Source organism: Nocardia sp. NPDC004168 (assembly GCF_040610355.1).
GTDB lineage: Bacteria > Actinomycetota > Actinomycetes > Mycobacteriales > Mycobacteriaceae > Nocardia > Nocardia sichangensis.
Map to the genome: position 1 here is coordinate 44350 of NZ_JBEXME010000001.1, position 16727 is coordinate 61076.

General features: G+C 68.8%; 15 protein-coding genes. 7 read left to right on the forward strand and 8 right to left on the reverse strand.

What is annotated here, in order from left to right; translation table 11 throughout:
• Positions 1–33: 33 nt before the first annotated feature.
• The 4 genes from ABZW96_RS00215 to ABZW96_RS00230 all read left to right on the forward strand — a co-directional run bounded on the left by ABZW96_RS00215 (position 34) and on the right by ABZW96_RS00230 (position 5522).
• Entirely contained in the window at positions 34–1560 is a 1527-nt protein-coding gene (locus tag ABZW96_RS00215) for a substrate-binding domain-containing protein (protein ID WP_355069841.1), read from the forward strand.
• A 358-nt stretch (positions 1561–1918) separates the two neighbouring features.
• Positions 1919–3112: a glycosyltransferase family 4 protein gene (locus ABZW96_RS00220; protein ID WP_355070981.1), complete on the forward strand. Its 1194-nt coding sequence runs from the start codon at positions 1919–1921 to the stop codon at positions 3110–3112.
• Between the two features lie 14 nt (positions 3113–3126).
• Positions 3127–5238, forward strand: a complete 2112-nt coding sequence (locus ABZW96_RS00225) for a glycogen debranching N-terminal domain-containing protein (protein WP_355070982.1) — start codon at positions 3127–3129, stop codon at positions 5236–5238.
• A gap of 95 nt (positions 5239–5333) precedes the next feature.
• A complete protein-coding gene (locus ABZW96_RS00230; protein WP_039799555.1) occupies positions 5334–5522 on the forward strand; it encodes a hypothetical protein in 189 nt (62 codons plus the stop codon).
• A gap of 81 nt (positions 5523–5603) precedes the next feature.
• On the opposite strand, the gene ABZW96_RS00235 is transcribed toward ABZW96_RS00230, so the two are convergent.
• The 8 genes from ABZW96_RS00235 to ABZW96_RS00270 all read right to left on the reverse strand — a co-directional run bounded on the left by ABZW96_RS00235 (position 5604) and on the right by ABZW96_RS00270 (position 12444).
• Positions 5604–6059, reverse strand: a complete 456-nt coding sequence (locus ABZW96_RS00235; protein WP_355069843.1) for a DUF350 domain-containing protein — start codon at positions 6057–6059, stop codon at positions 5604–5606.
• A 64-nt stretch (positions 6060–6123) separates the two neighbouring features.
• Positions 6124–7290, reverse strand: coding sequence for a glutathionylspermidine synthase family protein (locus tag ABZW96_RS00240; protein ID WP_355069844.1), 1167 nt, complete (start codon positions 7288–7290; stop codon positions 6124–6126).
• The gene (locus ABZW96_RS00245) at positions 7291–7794 is read right to left on the reverse strand and encodes a hypothetical protein (protein WP_355069846.1); all 504 of its coding nucleotides are present in this window, start codon (positions 7792–7794) and stop codon (positions 7291–7293) included. It abuts the gene before it with no gap.
• Positions 7795–8128: 334 nt separating this feature from the next.
• On the reverse strand, positions 8129–8407 hold the full coding sequence (locus ABZW96_RS00250) for an acylphosphatase (protein WP_355069847.1): 279 nt from the start codon (positions 8405–8407) through the stop codon (positions 8129–8131).
• Positions 8407–8874 (reverse strand): OsmC family protein, encoded by a 468-nt coding sequence (locus tag ABZW96_RS00255; protein ID WP_355069848.1) that lies wholly within the window; start codon positions 8872–8874, stop codon positions 8407–8409. The genes ABZW96_RS00250 and ABZW96_RS00255 overlap by 1 nt, the downstream gene beginning before the upstream one ends.
• Before the next feature lie 98 nt (positions 8875–8972).
• Positions 8973–9677 (reverse strand): response regulator, encoded by a 705-nt coding sequence (locus ABZW96_RS00260; RefSeq protein WP_355069850.1) that lies wholly within the window; start codon positions 9675–9677, stop codon positions 8973–8975.
• A gap of 31 nt (positions 9678–9708) precedes the next feature.
• A complete protein-coding gene (locus tag ABZW96_RS00265; RefSeq protein WP_355069852.1) occupies positions 9709–12249 on the reverse strand; it encodes a sensor histidine kinase KdpD in 2541 nt (846 codons plus the stop codon).
• 69 nt (positions 12250–12318) lie between these two features.
• Positions 12319–12444, reverse strand: coding sequence for a hypothetical protein (locus tag ABZW96_RS00270; protein ID WP_355069854.1), 126 nt, complete (start codon positions 12442–12444; stop codon positions 12319–12321).
• A gap of 369 nt (positions 12445–12813) precedes the next feature.
• Between ABZW96_RS00270 and kdpF the strand changes: the two genes are divergently transcribed.
• Genes kdpF through kdpB form a run of 3 tightly spaced genes read left to right on the forward strand, consistent with a single transcriptional unit; the run spans position 12814 to position 16726 of the window.
• A complete protein-coding gene (kdpF, locus tag ABZW96_RS00275; protein ID WP_195128160.1) occupies positions 12814–12900 on the forward strand; it encodes a K(+)-transporting ATPase subunit F in 87 nt (28 codons plus the stop codon).
• On the forward strand, positions 12901–14571 hold the full coding sequence (kdpA, locus tag ABZW96_RS00280) for a potassium-transporting ATPase subunit KdpA (RefSeq protein WP_355069855.1): 1671 nt from the start codon (positions 12901–12903) through the stop codon (positions 14569–14571).
• Position 14572: 1 nt separating this feature from the next.
• Positions 14573–16726, forward strand: coding sequence for a potassium-transporting ATPase subunit KdpB (gene kdpB, locus ABZW96_RS00285; protein ID WP_355069857.1), 2154 nt, complete (start codon positions 14573–14575; stop codon positions 16724–16726).
• Position 16727 lies beyond the last annotated feature (1 nt).

Genomic DNA, 16727 nt, shown 5'->3' on the forward strand with positions numbered 1-16727 from the left:
GGTCACACGAATCGCTAGGGGTGGGATCAACTGGTGGGCGACTTTCCGCTCGAAATCGTACTCGCGCTCATCGGTATCGCGGTGCCCATCGGCGCGTTCCTGTGGGAGTTCGTCTTCGCCGGCCGCAGGCGCTTGGGCTATCGGGTGCAGATGGATACGCCGGTCACCGGTGAGATCGAATCGGTGTTTCCCGGTGTGCTCCCGCAACTGCGCCCCTCACTCGACGGCGCCAGTCCGGACCTGAAGGACATCTCGGTCGTTCTGGTGCGCGTCGAGAACAGCGGCATCACGACCATCGACAGCCACGACTACAAAGCGCCGGAAGCCGCGCGGATCGGCCTGCATCTGCGTTTTCCGCAGCGCCGCGTGATCGGCATGGCGGTGAACGAACTCAGCGATCCCGCGTTGGCCGACAACCTCGACGCCGATTCCGGCATCGCGGTGCGCGAGGACACCGGCGGGCACATCGGCGTGATCGACCTGCCGAAGGTGCCGCTCGCCCCCGGCGATCACTACAAGATTCTGGCGATCCTGCAGCGTTCGGAGGGCGTGGGCGAATACCCGCCGCCGGCGTTGCGCGGCGGCATCAAAGGCGGGCGGATCACCGAGACCCGCAGCCGCACCGGCGTTTCCCTGATGATGGTCGCGCTCACGGTCTTCTTGGTGCTGGTGATCGTCGTCCAGTTGGTGGTGTCCGCACTGGAGCCGTCGCCGACGCCGCTGGAGTGCGCCTCCGGCAAACTGACCGTGATCGGGTCTTCGGCGTTCGCCCAGGTGATCGAAGACGCCGCCGAGCAGTATCGGAAGAGTTGCGTCGGCGCCGATTTCACCTACGGCTTCGAAGGATCCGAGCGCGGACTGGACCGGCTCGCCGAAGAAGGCGCGGGCAATCCCGGGTTGCTCGCCGTCACCGACGGTGCGAAGGGCGGCGGCTATCCGACACTGGTGCACCGGCCGCTGGCGTTGTCGCTGTTCACCATGATCGCGCATCCCGGCGTCGGCGTCCGCGACCTCACCGCCGCCCAGATCCAGGATCTGTTCCGGGGCAGGATCGGCAACTGGCGCGAGGTGGGCGGTCCGGACTTGCCGGTGGTGCTGGTCAACCGCATACCCGGCTCGGGCACGCGCACCATCTTCGAACGCAGGCTGCTCGGCGGCACGCAGCCGGAGCGCCCGCACGTGAGCTGCACGGCGTTGAAGGGCACGGTCGTCACCGCGCCCGCGCAGTGCGAGGTGCAGGTCACCGCCGACATGCGCAAAGCGGTGGCCGAAATACCAGGGGCCATCGGCTATTCGGAATTCTCCGAGGCCGTCGGAGCCGGACTGCCGACCATCGCGATCGAGGGTGTCGGCGCGAGCCGGGACGCCGCCGTGCGGCGCGCCTATCCCTTGTGGGGCGTCGAGTACGCCTACAGCAACGGCGAGTTGCCCGGTGGGTCGCTCGCCGCGAGCTTCCTGCACTTCCTGACCGATCAGACCGGCAAAGAGGTGCTGCGCGCGCACGGCAACGCGCCGTGTGCCGACCTGCCCGATCCCGGTCGCTGCCTGCCGGATCAGTGACCCCGGACGTCGTTCCCATGGTCCGGCCGACAACGCGGGGCCACCGGACTACCCATCGGTAGCGGAACGAACGCTGCGGGAGGGGATTTTTCCCGAACTGTTTGGTTTGAACGGCACCCCCTGAGGTACCTCCCACTCGGCCCCCCTGATCATGCCGACCGCGTGACCAGGCCAACCAAGCCCCATGGACGGCGGTGCAGCTAGGTCTTCACCTCCGCCGCGGGGGCCACTTAGTTCAGTTCGGCGCCCGGTACTCCGAGTGCTGGGTGAATGCGAGTGCTACTTGGTTGTCCCTGGAAGGAGGGTCATGAGCGCGCTTTCCGTGCCGATTTCCGCGCAGGCGTCGTCCGATCTGGAGATGCCGTCGTCCGACTACTTGTCGACAGATCGTTCCAGCGGCCCGTTTCGCATCGCGATGGTCGTGCCACCGTACTTCGACGTCCCGCCCAAGGCATACGGCGGCGTCGAGGCCGTGGTGGCCGATCTGGTCGACGCGCTGGTGGCTCGCGGCCACGACGTCACGCTGTTGGGCGCGGGGGAGCCGGGGACGAAGGCCAAGTTCGTGCCGGTGTGGGACCGGGCGCTGCCCGAACGCCTCGGAGAGCCGTTTCCCGAGGTCGTGCACGCGTTGCGGGTGCGCCGCGCGATCGAGAACCTCGCGGCCACTTCCGGTGTGGACCTGGTGCACGACCACACGTTCGCGGGGCCGCTGAACGCGACCGTCTTCCAGAACATGGGCCTTCCGACGGTGCTGACCGTCCACGGGCCGGTGGAGGACGATATCTACCGCTACTACCAGGATCTGGGCGACGAGGTCGCCTTGGTGGCGATCAGCGACCGCCAGCGCGAGCTCGCGCAGGGTCTCAACTGGTCCGGACGGGTGCACAACGCACTGCACGTCGACGATTGGCCGTTCCGCGTCGAGAAGGACGACTACGCGCTGTTCCTCGGGCGGTTCAACGAGTGCAAGGCCCCGCACTTGGCGCTGGAAGCCGCGCATGCCGCGGGTATCCCGCTGGTGCTGGCCGGCAAGTGCAGCGAGCGTCCCGAGCAGGCCTATTTCGAGGAGAAGGTGCGACCGCTGCTGACGGAAAACGATCACGTGTTCGGTCTCGCCGACGCGACGGCCAAGCGTAAGCTGCTTGCGAACGCGCGTTGCCTGTTGTTCCCGATCCGCTGGGAGGAACCGTTCGGCATGGTGATGATCGAATCCATGGTCTGTGGCACGCCGGTGGTCGCGCTGCGCGGCGGGGCGGTGTCCGAGGTGATCGTCGACGGCGTAACCGGCCGGATCTGTGAGGATCCCGCCGAATTGCCCGCGGCCATCGAAGAGGTCAGGGCGCTGGATCCGTACGCCTGCCGGGCGCACGTGCAGGCCAAGTTCGGCTCCGACACGCTCGGTTTCGGGTACGAGCAGGTGTATCGCCGGGTCCTGCGCTCCAAGAAGCGGTCCGGGGCGGTGCCGCTCGACACCGCGGCGGCCGTGACCACGCCACTCGACGACCCGGCGCCCGCCTCGCCGATCCGGATCGCGGCGAGCGGCTTGGCGTGACCGATTCCGTACCGGTGAGCCCCGCCCCCCTGAACTCCGGTGAGTCCACCGGGTTCGGGGGGTGCGGCTCGGTGACCCTGGTGGAAGGCGGCACCTTCTGCCTGTCCAATCGGCTCGGCGACGTCGAACCGGGTAAGCCGCACGGCTTGTTCTTCCGGGACGCCCGCGTGCTGTCGCGCTGGGAGTTGCTGGTGAACGGCAAACCCGCCGAGTCGCTTTCGGTGCTCAGTCCGGAGGCGTTCGCCGCCAGGTTCGTGTTGCGCAGGCCCCCGCAGGCGGGCCTGGCCGACAGCACGTTGCTGGTGGTGCGCGAACGGATCGTGGCCGACGGCATGCACGAGCTGATCACGTTGGAGAACATGGGCCGCGAGCCCACCGCGGTGCTGCTGGAACTGCATGTGGACGCCGACTTCGTCGACCTGTTCGCGGTGAAGGAAGGACGCGCAGGACACGGGCGGGCGGACGTGACGGTCGCCGACGGGGAACTGGTGCTGCACGATCACGCCGACCGCAGCCGGGGCATCTCGATCTCGGCGACCGTGGAGCCCGAGGTGATGCCCGGTTCGCTGCTGTGGCGGGTGATCGTGCCGGTCGGCGAATGCTGGCAGGCCGAGATCATCGCCCAGCCGACCGTGGGCAACCAGCGTTTCCAGGCGATCTCGCCGGGTGAGCACTACAACGTCAGCGCGCCGGGCCGCAAGATCGAGGCGTGGCGCGACACCGCCACCGACATCGCCGCCTCCGATCCGGCGCTCACCCGGGTGCTGCGCCGCACCGAGAGCGACTTGGGCGCCTTGCAGATGCACGACGAATCCGGCGACGCGCGGCCTTTCGTCGCCGCGGGCGCACCGTGGTTCATGACCCTGTTCGGCCGCGACAGCCTGCTCACCGCGTGGATGGCGCTGCCGCTGGAGATCGATCTCGCGCTGGGCACGCTGCAACAGTTGGCGGAACTGCAAGGGCAGGACGTGAACCCGCTCACCGAGGAGGAACCCGGCCGCATCATGCACGAGATGCGCCGCGGCCCCGCGGGCGGACAGGTGTTCGGCGGCCACATCTACTACGGAACTGCCGACGCCACACCGCTGTTCGTGATGCTGCTGGCCGAATGTCATCGCTGGGGCGCCGACCCGGAGGCGATCCGGCACCTGCTGCCCGCCGCCGACGCCGCGCTGCACTGGATCACCGACTACGGCGACCGGGACGGCGACGGCTTCGTCGAGTACCGCCGCGCCACCGATCGCGGCCTGGTCAACCAGGGCTGGAAGGACAGCTTCGACGGAATCAACGACGCCACCGGCCATATCGCCGAAGCGCCCATCGCCCTGTGCGAGGTGCAAGGGTACGTGCACGCCGCGCTGCTGGCCAGGGCCGAACTGGCGGAGGCTTTCGACGACTTGCGGCTGGCCGGCCAGCTACGCGAACGCGCCGCGGAGTTGCGCGTCAAGTTCGCCGAACAGTTCTGGCTGCCCGATCGCGGCTGGTATGCCGTGGCGCTGGACGGCGGCAAGCGCCAGGTCGACGCGCTGACCAGCAATGTAGCGCACTGCCTCTGGTCGGGCATCGCCACCGACGAGCACGCGGCGGAGCTGGTGTCGCGGATGGCGGCCCCGGAGATGGATTCCGGCTTCGGGTTGCGCACGCTGGCGTCGAACATGGGCGCCTACAACCCGATGAGCTATCACTGCGGCTCGGTCTGGCCGCACGATACGGCGATCGCGGTGGCGGGGCTGCTGCGCTACCGGCACGTTCCCGGCGCGGTGGAGCTGGCCACTCGGCTGGCCACCGGCTTGTTGGACGCGGCCGCGGTGTTCGACGGACGCCTGCCGGAGCTGTTCTGCGGCTTCCCTCGGTCTCGATTCGCCACGCCCGTGCCGTATCCGACGTCCTGCTCGCCACAGGCGTGGGCCAGCGCGGCGCCGCTGTTGCTGGTGCGCGCGTTCCTCGGGCTCGATCCCGACGCGCCGACCAGGACGCTCACCGTTCGACCGCAGCTGCCCGCGCGGTGGGGCAAGGTGTCGCTGCGCGCGCTGCGGCTCGGTGCGACCACCGTCGACCTCGAGGCAGAAGGCGCGCAGATCACCGCGGCGCGCTTGCCCGACGACTGGCGGTTGGTGACCCGATGACCCGCACCGATTGCCGCGGGTCGGGAGCGGGTATGCCCCCGATATAAGGACATTGCAAGCCTTCTCGCACTGATACGCAGCACGGGAGGTGCACGATGCAGACATCGCTGGACATACAGGATCTGTGGCGGACCCGGTACCGGGACTGTTCCGCGGAGCCGTCGACGGATCTCGACATGGATCGCGCATTGTTCATTCGCAGCGTGCACGCCGGTCACGGCCCGGAGTGCCGCCAATATCTCGCGGCGGCGGCGTACTGTCTCGCCCACGGCGACGAGCACTGAACCATCGGCCGCACTCCGCGGAACGCGGTGTCGGCAGGGCACCGAGCGTCCTGCCGACACCACGCACCGCCGTGACGACGCCTACAGGATCGCGAAGGCGACCACGAGCCCGAGCGCGAAATGCGCGGCCGCCACCACGAGCACCTCGGTGGTGTAGGTGTCGGCGTGCAGCGCGGCGCCGATGTCGATGCCGAGCGCCCGTTCGATGACGCGCACCGAGATGACCTGCGCGACAATGCCGACCAGGCCGAACACCAGGGCGGCGATCAGGCCCTCGGAGAGCTTGCCGCCGCCGCCCACGGCGAAGATGGCGAGCACGACGATGAACGCCATGCTGATCATGCCCGCCGCGGTGACGATGACGGCGTTCGGCTTGCCCGCCACCACCAGCTTGCGCAGCTTGCCCGGCGTGGTCAGGTCGATGGCGTAGAAGCCGACGAGCATGAGCACCAAGCCGACGAGGGCATAGAGGACGATCGCGCCCACGCCCTCGCCGAGCGAGTTCCAGTACCCCGATTCCAGGGCGACTGCGGTCATCTTGATCCTTCCGAGATGGATCGGCATGCGGCCGAGATGGGTTCGTGCTTGACGGTGACGATGCTCAGTCGGTGGCGATGCGATGCGGGACGAATGCGGAGCCGTCGTCGGTGATCAGTCCCGCGGTCTCGCGGATACCCAGCCCCGCCGCGGCGTCGCCGACGATCCACGCGCCGAGCACCGGACGCATGTCATCGAATTCCGGGAGCGGATCGAGCAGTTGGTACACGTAGCCTTCCTCGCCGTAGACGCCGCCGGTCGCGGTCTCCAGTCCGGCGCCGACGATCGTCATGTTGGCGCCCTCGCGTCCCAGCTTCGGTTTGCGGATGTACTCGGTGAGCTCGTTGGGTTGGTCGAGGTAGGCGGGCAGCAGATTCGGGTGACCCGGGTACATCTCCCACAGCACCGCCAGGATCGCCTTGTTGCTCAGCAGCGTCTTCCACAGCGGTTCGATCCACATGGTCTCCGGCAGGCTGTCCACGACGCGTTTGCCGAAATCGTCGTCGAGCACCCATTCCCACGGGTAGAGCTTGAAGACCGCCTCCATCGGAGCCTCCGCCAGGTCGACGAAACGCTCCAGCTCGGAATCGAATCCGATCTCCTCGATCGGCAGCGCGATGGTGTCGAAACCGGCCTCGGCCGCGGTCTCCTGGAGGTAGGCGGTGGTGACGTTGTCCTCGCCGGTGGCGTCCGCACCGGACCAGGTGAAGTGCAGCTGCGACGTGGGCAGCACGTCACGCAACTCGCCCCACCGCTCGACCAGCTTCTCGTGCAACGAGTTCCACTGGTCGCCGCCGGGGTAGCGGTCGGTCAGCCAGTGCCACTGCACGATGGCCGCCTCCAGCAGCGAGGTCGGCGTGTCGGCGTTGTACTCCAATAGTTTCGCCGGACGCCGTGCGTCGTAGCGCAGGTCGAAACGCCCGTACACGTGCGGATCGGAACGCCGCCAGGATTCGGCGATCGGGCCCCAACTCCATTCGGGCAGGCCGAAATCGGCGTACCGCTCGGTGAGCACGATGTGCTCCACCGCGTTCAGGCACATCGAGTGCAGGAGTTCGACGTCGGCCTCCAAGGCGAGGATCTCCGACATCTCGAACTCGTAGTGCACCGACTCGTCCCAGTACGGCCGCGGCTGACCGCTCGCGTCCCGCCCCGGGGCACCGTAGACCAGGCCTTGGCTCTCGATGATCTGCTGCCAGCCCGGCCGGGGCGTATCCCGTACACGCCGCATCTACGATCCTCCGCCGCTCTTGCTACCCAGGCCGCCGCGCTGGATGGTGGTGCCGCTCTTGGTCTTGATCTCGGCGCTCTTCGGCTTGATCGTGGTGCCGCCGACGGGCGGTTTGCCGATCGTGCCGGTGCCGCCGTAGTAGTAGCGGTACTGCGGCCCGCCGCCGAGGATGATCAAACCGGGATTGATGCCGGTGTCGTTGACGAAGCCAGGACGGCCGTCGCCGCAGTAAGAGTCGTCGACCACGATTTCTTGGCCGTTCTCGATTTTCATGCACTGGGCCGTGACCCGGTCAGGGGCAGCCAAGGCGCGATAGGCCAGATAGCCGCCGCCGACCAGGGCGGCGACGCCGACGATGGCGACTCCGCCGATCATGACGCGTTTGCGGGTGCGCTTCTTGGCCTCCTCGGCCGCGGCGGCCGCGCGCTGGACTTCCTCGGCGCGCTTGCGCGCCTTGTCGCGCGCTCGTGCCTCGGCCACCGTGGGCGGGCGGGGGCGGGTCACGCCCGCTTCTTGGCGTTGGATACTGCCGGGGCGAGGAGGGGGCGCGGCGGGCGGCCGATCGCCGGGACCGGCCCCGCTCGCTGGCGCCGAAGGGGGCCTCGACCAGTTGTTTTCGGGCTGATCGGCGTCACCCGATGCGGACGTGGAGGTCGATCGGTCGGCGCCACCGGCGGCAGGTGTCGACCTGTCCTGTGCATCGCCGGACGTCGGCGTCGGCGGTTGCCGGTCCTCGGCCGGGCGCTGTGGGCCGGACGGCCGCTCGGGCTCCTCCCGGCGCTCGTCACCCGGATCTCGCGTGCTCATCGCTGCGCCCCCCTCGTCGCCCGAACCACCACTACCGCTCCTCGAAACCGGTCAAATCACCCCGCGCGGGCTCCCAGCTTTCCACAACCAACCTGACCTGACCAGGTGTGTCCTCGGAACGCAAGAGGGCCAGCAACCGCTCGCAAGCCGGTCGCGGACCTTCGGCGACCACGTGCACGCGGCCGTCCCTGGCATTCGTCGCATGCCCGGCCAGTCCCAGTTCGAGCGCGCGGGACCGGGTCCACCAGCGGAAACCGACACCCTGGACCAGTCCGTGCACCCAGGCGCTCAACCGAACGGCCTCGTCCATCAGGCCTCGATGTCGAACGACAGCGTCACCTTCGATCCCGCTTTCAACGTCCGCCCCACGGTGCAGACCTTGTTGATCGCGCGCTGCACGGTGACCAGCAACCGTTCACGAGCCTCCTCGTCGAGGTCGCTGAGGTCGAGTTCGAACACCTCGTCCAGCTGCGGGTAGACCTCGTTCTCCCGGTCGGCGTCGCCGGAGACGCGAATGGTGGCGTCGAAGTGGTCGCCGAGTTTGCGCGACAGGGGGAAGTCCGCGCTGAGGCCGGAGCAGGCGGCGAGCGCGATCTTCAGCAGCTCGCCGGGGGTGAACACACCGGGGACGCCCTGCGAACCGATCAGGACCTCGGCGCCGCGGGAGCTGCGGCCGGTGTAGGCCCTGGTCCCGGTGCGCTCGACCCACAACGTGGTCGGCTCCGGCGCGCTCGGCGCCGCGGGGGCGGTGACGGGTGTAGCGGTCTGTTCAGCCATGGGTTCGATCCTGCCATTGTCGTCGCAATCAGTTCGCGGGCCTGGCAACGCCGCGCGAGGACGGGCCATTCCGCGCGGTCGGCGGACCGTGGCCGGGATTACTCCTGGAACCGGTATCCCATGCCCGCCTCGGTGAGCAGGTGCTTGGGGCGTGACGGATCGTCCTCCAGTTTGCGGCGCAATTGCGCCAGATAGACCCGAAGGTAATGGGTCTCGGTGGCGTACGACGGGCCCCACACCTCCCGCAGCAGCTCGCGCCGCCCGACCAGCTTGCCGCGATTGCGCACCAGCATTTCGAGCATGCCCCACTCGGTGGGGGTCAGGTGCACCGTCTCGCCGCGCTTGGTGACCTTCTTGGCGGCCAGGTCGACGGTGAACGAGTCGGTGGTCACCACCGGCGCCGAGGCATCGGGATCGGTGACGCCGCGCCGGACCGCGGCGCGCAGCCGGGCCAGCAGTTCGTCCATGCCGAACGGTTTGGTGACGTAGTCGTCGGCCCCCGCGTCGAGCGCCTCGACCTTGTCGGCGGAATCCGTCCGCGCCGACAGCACGATCACCGGCGCCGAGGTCCAGCCGCGCAATCCGGCGAGCACCTCGATGCCGTCCATGTCGGGCAGGCCGAGATCGAGGATCACGACGTCCGGATGCCGGTCGGCGGCCGCGCGCAGGCCCGCGCTGCCGGTCGCCGCGGTGATCACCTCGTAGCCGCGGACCGAGAGATTTATTCGCAACGCGCGCACGATCTGCGGTTCGTCGTCGACCACGAGCACCTTCGTCGCCACCGCATCGGGCGTCTTCGTCACAACCGCCGCCTCCTGTGTCGTCGCGGACACCTCACTCACCCGCGCTCGTCGTCTCGTGTGCCACGCCCGTGCCGTTCGCGTCCGGTGCCTCGCCGCCGGGCAAGTCGACCAGCATGGTCAATCCTCCACCGGGTGTGGGCTCGGCGTGCACTGTGCCGCCCATCGCTTCGACGAACCCGCGCACCACCGACAGGCCGAGCCCGACGCCGGTCGTGTTGTCCCGGTCGCCGCGCCGCTGGAAAGGCTCGAACAATTGCTCCTCGGTGCCGTGCGGTACGCCGGGACCGGTGTCGATGACCGCGATCGCGACCCGGTCGCCCGCGCGTTCGGCGGTGACCCGGACCGTGCCCGCGCGTGGGGCGTGCCGCAGCGCGTTGTCGATCAGATTGGCCAGCACCCGTTCCAGCAGGCCGCTGTCGGCGAGCACCGAGACGTCGCCGACCTCGACCCGCACCCGGTCCATCGCCGCGCGTCGCAGCCCGCGCGCACCCATCCCGACGCTCACCAGCGCGCGGTGCACCGCCTCGTCCAGGTAGACCCGCCGCACCTGCGGCGTGACCACGCCGACCGCGAGCCGGGAGGAGTCGAGCAGATTGCCGACCAGCGCGGTGAGCTGATCCACCGACTCCTCGATGGTCTCCAGCAGTTCGGCGGTGTCCTCCGGGGAGAACTCGATGTCGTCGCTGCGCAGGCTGGAAACCGCCGCTTTGGCGCCTGCCAGCGGGGTGCGCAGGTCATGGCCGACCGCCGAGAGCAACGCCCGCCGCAGGCGATCGGCCTCCAGCAGGGCCGCGGCGGCGCTGGCCTCCTCGGCCAGGCGAGCCTGCCGGACCAGAGCGACGGCCTGGTTGGTGACCGCGTTCAGCACCGGACGGTCGGCGGCCGCCAGCGGGCGGCCGGCCAGCAGCAACCAGTGCACGGCATCGCCCGCCTCGACCACGGTGTCCGCGTCGGAGGGCCGCCGCGGTGGGCCCACTCCCACCTCGGCGAGGACCTGGTCACCCGACACCAGGGCGACCGCGCGCTGCCCGAACACCTCCCTGATCTGTTCGAGCAGCCGGGGCAGATCCGCGCCGTGCAGGATCGCGCCGGAGAACATGGTCAGCAGTTCGGCTTGCCGAGAGGCCTTGCGCGCCTGCGCGGTTCGCTTCGCGGCCAGATCGACCAGCGCGGCCACCGCGACGGCGACGATGAGCAGCACCACCACGGTGATGAAGCTGTTCGGCTCGGCGATGGTCAGGCTGTAGCGGGGTGGCGCGAAGAACCAGTTCAGCAGCAGGCCCGACAGCAGCGCCGAGAAGGAGGCGGGTACGACGCCGCCGAGCAGCGCGACGGCGACCACGCCCACCACGAACACGGCACTGATGCCGCCGAGATCCAGCACCTCGTCGAGGTAGGCGGCGCTCAGCGCGCACACCAGGGCCGGTACGGCGACGGCGGCGAGCCACGCCGCCACCGGGCGGCGCGGATGCAGGGCCGCGTACCGGAATCCGCGGTGGGCCTCCTCGTGCGTCACCATGTGCACGTCGATCTTGCCGGAGCGTTGCACCACCGTGGAGCCGATGCCCTCATCGAAGATGCGCGCCCACCGCGAGCGACGGGAGGTGCCGAGCACCAGCTGGGTGGCGTTCGCCTCTCGGGCGAACTCGAGCAGGGCGGTGGGCACGTCCTCGCCGGTCACGGTGTGCAGGGAGGCGTCCAGGCTGGCCGCCAGCTCGCGCAGCCGGGCCAGCCGCTCGGTGGAGACCCCGGCCAGGCCGTCGCCGCGCACCACGTGCACGACCACCAGGTCGGCGCTGGATTTGGTGGCGATCCGGCCGGCCCGGCGCACGATCGTCTCCGATTCCGGACCGCCGGTCACCGCCACGACGACGCGCTCGCGCGCCTCCCACAGTTCGGTGATCTTGTGGTCGGCCCGGTACTTGGCGAGCGCGGCGTCGACCTGATCGGCCAGCCACAGCAGCGCCAGTTCGCGCAGCGCGGTGAGGTTTCCCGCGCGGAAGTAGTTGCGCAGCGCGGCGTCGATCCGCTCGGCGGCGTACACGTTGCCGTGGGAGAGCCTGCGCCGCAATGCTTCCGGCGTGATGTCGACCAACTCCACCTGATCCGCCCCGCGCACCACGGCGTCGGGCACCGTTTCGCGCTGCTGGATGCCGGTGATCTGCTCGACGACGTCGTTGAGGCTCTCCAGATGCTGCACGTTGACCGTGGAAATCACGTCGATCCCCGCGTCGAGCAGCTGCGCTACGTCCTGCCAGCGCTTCTCGTGCGTGCTGCCGGGCACGTTGGTGTGCGCCAGCTCGTCGACCAGCACCACCGCGGGGGCGCGGCGCAACACCGCCTCGACGTCGACTTCCTGGTACGTGCTACCGCGATATTCGATCAGCTTCGGGGGGATGCGTTCGATGCCATCGAGCAATTCCGCGGTTTTCTCCCTGCCGTGTGTTTCGACCACCGCGGCCACCACGTCGCGACCGCGCTCCAGTCGCCGGTGCGCCTCGCCGAGCATGGCGTAGGTCTTGCCGACTCCCGGCGCGGCGCCGAGGTAGATACGCAGCTGACCGCGTTTCACGCCTTCATCATCGCGCGTCGCGCCGCCCCGGCCGAACACCCCTGGGTCGTCCCGGCGCGCTGCCCCACGTCACCGCCGCACATCATCGGCCTCGATCCGCACCGGTTGCAGCCGCGGCGTCTGCGCACGAGCGCAGAATGCGCGAATGACCAGCGCGCAGCAGACGAATGCGAGGACAAAGATCACTGCCGACATTGCGATCCTCTCTTCCTTCCCGGCGCCGGTCGCGCTGGAATCGTCCCGCCTGGCCGGCTCTCCACTTCTACCGCCGCCAGGCGGGCCGACCTCGATTTTTACGGTGTGTTGACGGTCCGCCCGTGTTCCTTGACGCCATACTTGCGGGCATCGCGGGCCCGTCAACGAACCGCAAATGCCAGGTGCCGGGGCGTCAAGAAGTCGTCAGGAAACGACCCAACGCGCCATCGGGGCGCTTCACTCGCTCTGTCGCGCCGAAGCCCGGCGCGCGGATGGAGGTTGTCGAGCTATGTCGGTCGTGGTGTTCACCGCGCTCACCGTGGCGGCGTTCGCGCTGCTGGGGTTGATCCAGCGCGGGGTGGAGAAGTTGTGACCGCGAACCTGATCGGTCTCGTTCTCGCCGCAGGCGTCGCGGTCTACCTGGTCGCGGCGCTGCTGTTTCCCGAGAGGTTCTGAGTGAGCACGACAACCGCGGGGATCGCCTTCGTGGCCTCCCTGATCTCGGCGCTCGCGCTGGTACACGTGCCGCTGGGCGACTACATGTACCGGGTCTACGAGGGACGTGCGCATTCTCGCGTCGAACGTCTCGTCTATCGCGCGATAGGCGCGCATCCCGAAGTCGAGCAGCCGTGGCCCGTGTACGCGCGCAGTGTGCTGGCCTTCTCGGCGGTCGGCATTCTCTTCCTTTTCTTCTTCCAGCTCGTGCAAGGCAGGTTGCCCCTGCACCTGAACGATCCGGGCACCGAGATGACGCCCGCGCTGGCGTGGAACACCGCGGTCAGCTTCGTGACGAACACCAACTGGCAGAACTACTCCGGTGAATCCACTCAAGGGCACCTGGTGCAGATGGCCGGGCTCGCCGTACAGAACTTCGTTTCGGCGGCGGTCGGCATGGCGGTGGCCGTGGCGCTGGTGCGCGGGTTCGCTCGCAGGCACACCGGTGACCTCGGCAACTTCTGGGTGGACCTGGTGCGCGGCACGCTGCGCATCCTGCTGCCGATCGCCTTCGTCTTCGCCCTCGTGCTGGTGGCGGGCGGGGCGATCCAGAACTTCCATCTGCACGACCAGGTGGCGCACACGCTGGGCGGCACCGAGCAGACCATCACGGGCGGCCCGGTCGCCAGCCAAGAGGCGATCAAGGAACTCGGCACCAACGGCGGCGGCTTCTACAACGCCAACTCCGCGCACCCGTTCGAGAACCCGGCCACTTGGACCAACTGGGTGGAGATCTTCCTGCTGCTCGTGATCAGCTTTTCGCTGCCGCGCACCTTCGGCCGGATGGTGGGCAGCCGCAAGCAGGGCTACGCGATCGCCGCGGTGATGGGGACGATCGCACTGCTCAGCGTCACGCTGACCAACCAGCTCCAGCTCCAGCACCACGGCACGGTACCGACCGCGATCGGCTCCTCGATGGAGGGCGTGGAACAGCGCTTCGGTGTGGCGAATTCGGCCACCTTCGCCGGTGCTACCACCCTGACCTCCACCGGCGCGGTCGATTCCTTCCACGATTCCTACACCAGCCTCGGCGGTCTGATGACGATGTTCAACATGCAGTTGGGCGAGGTCGCGCCGGGCGGCGCCGGGTCGGGCCTGTACGGCATGCTGATCCTGGCGGTGATCACGGTGTTCGTCGCGGGCCTCATGGTCGGTCGCACCCCGGAGTATGTGGGTAAGAAGATCACGCCGCGCGAGATCAAGTTGGCCGCGTCGTACTTCCTGATCAGCCCGCTGATCGTGCTGGTCGGCACGGCCGCCGCGATGGCGATGCCGGGCCGGCGCGCGAGCATGCTCAACTCCGGGCCGCACGGACTGTCGGAGGTGCTCTACGCGTTCACCTCGGCCGCCAACAACAACGGCTCCGCTTTCGCGGGCCTGACCGGCAACACCGAGTGGTACAACACCGCGCTGGGCCTGGCCATGCTCTTCGGGCGCTTCCTGCCGATCATCTTCGTGCTCGCGCTGGCCGGTTCGCTCGCGCGGCAGGGCACCACTCCCGCATCGATCGGCACGCTGCCGACCCATCGTCCGCAGTTCGTCGGCATGGTCGTCGGCGTGACGGTGATCCTGGTCGCGCTCACCTTCCTGCCCGCGCTGGCGCTCGGGCCGCTCGCCGAAGGAATCCACTGACATGTCGAGTCCCGCGATCGATGAGAACGTCTCGGCACAGGCCGAGCCCGAGCGGCCACGGGGCAAGAGTGTCCCGAACGGCGTGCTCGACCCCAAGATGCTGCTGACCTCGTTGCCGGACGCGGTACGCAAGCTCGATCCGCGCACGCTGTGGCGCAACCCGGTGATGCTGATCGTCGAACTGGGCGCGGCGTGGTCGACCGTGCTCGCGCTGGCGGACCCGACCTTCTTCGCCTGGGCGATCGTCGTGTGGCTGTGGCTCACGGTGATCTTCGCGAACCTGGCCGAGGCCGTCGCGGAGGGGCGCGGCAAGGCGCAGGCCGACACGCTGCGCAAGGCGAAGACCGACACCGTCGCGCGGCGACTGGTCGAGTGGTCGCCGGGCGCGCGGGTGGTCGAGGAGCGCGTCGCGGCCCCGGACTTGCGTCGCGGCGATCACGTCGTGGTCGAGGCGGGGCAGGTGATCCCGGGTGACGGCGACGTCGTCGAAGGCATCGCCTCGGTCGACGAGTCGGCGATCACCGGTGAATCCGCTCCGGTGATCCGAGAATCCGGCGGTGACCGGTCGGCGGTGACCGGCGGCACCACCGTGCTGTCGGACCGGATCGTCGTCCGGATCACGCAGGAACCGGGGCAGAGCTTCATCGACAAGATGATCGCCCTGGTGGAGGGGGCCAGCAGGCAGAAGACCCCGAACGAGATCGCGCTGAACATCCTGTTGGCGGCGTTGACGATCATCTTCGTCTTCGCGGTGGTCACGCTGCAGCCGATGGCGATCTTCAGCAAGTCGAACAATCCGGGCGTGCCGGACACCGTGGCGCTGGACGCGCACGGCGTCACCGGCATCGTGCTGGTCTCGTTGCTGGTGTGCCTGATCCCCACGACCATCGGCGCGCTGCTGTCGGCGATCGGGATCGCGGGCATGGATCGCCTGGTGCAGCGCAATGTGCTCGCCATGTCCGGGCGGGCCGTCGAGGCGGCCGGAGACGTGAACACCTTGCTACTGGACAAGACCGGCACCATCACGCTCGGCAACCGCCAGGCGGCGGACTTCGTCCCGGCGCCCGGCGTGAGCAAGGCGGAACTGGCCGACGCCGCACAGCTTTCCAGCCTGGCCGACGAGACCCCGGAGGGCCGCTCGGTCGTGGTCTACGCCAAACAGGCCTACGGCCTGCGGGAGCGCACACCGGGCGAGCTGAGCCACGCGCGGTGGGTGGAGTTCACCGCGCAGACCCGGATGTCCGGCGTCGACGTCGAGGGCCGTCTGCTGCGCAAGGGCGCGGCGAGCGCGGTCACCGAATGGGTGCGATCGCAGGGTGGTTCGGTGCCGGCGGAACTCGGCGCCACCGTCGACGGCATCTCCGCCGCGGGCGGCACGCCGCTGGTCGTCGGCCAGGTCGACGGCGGTGCCGCCCGGGTGCTCGGCGTGATCCACCTCAAGGATGTGGTGAAGCAGGGCATGCGCGAGCGGTTCGACGAGATGCGCAGCATGGGCATCCGCACGGTGATGATCACCGGCGACAACCCGTTGACCGCGAAGGCGATCGCGGACGAGGCGGGGGTCGACGACTTCCTCGCCGAGGCGACGCCGGAGGACAAGCTGGCGCTGATCAAACGGGAGCAGGAGAGCGGACGGCTGGTCGCGATGACCGGCGACGGCACCAACGACGCGCCCGCGCTGGCGCAGGCCGATGTGGGCGTCGCGATGAACACCGGCACGTCGGCCGCCAAAGAGGCGGGCAACATGGTGGATCTGGATTCCGATCCGACCAAATTGATCGAGATCGTCGAGATCGGCAAGCAACTGCTCATCACGCGTGGCGCGCTGACGACGTTCTCCATCGCCAACGACATCGCCAAGTACTTCGCGATCATCCCCGCCCTGTTCGTGACGCTGTTTCCCGGCCTGGACCTGCTCAACGTCATGCGGCTGTCCAGTCCGCAGTCGGCGATCCTGTCCGCGGTGATCTTCAACGCCGTCGTCATCGTGGCGCTGATCCCGCTGGCGCTGCGCGGTGTGCGCTACCGGCCGTCGAACGCGTCGAAACTGTTGAGCCGCAACCTGACCGTCTACGGGCTCGGCGGCATCATCGCGCCGTTCCTCGGCATCAAACTCATCGACCTCGTGGTCCAGTTCCTCCCCGGGATGTCCTGAC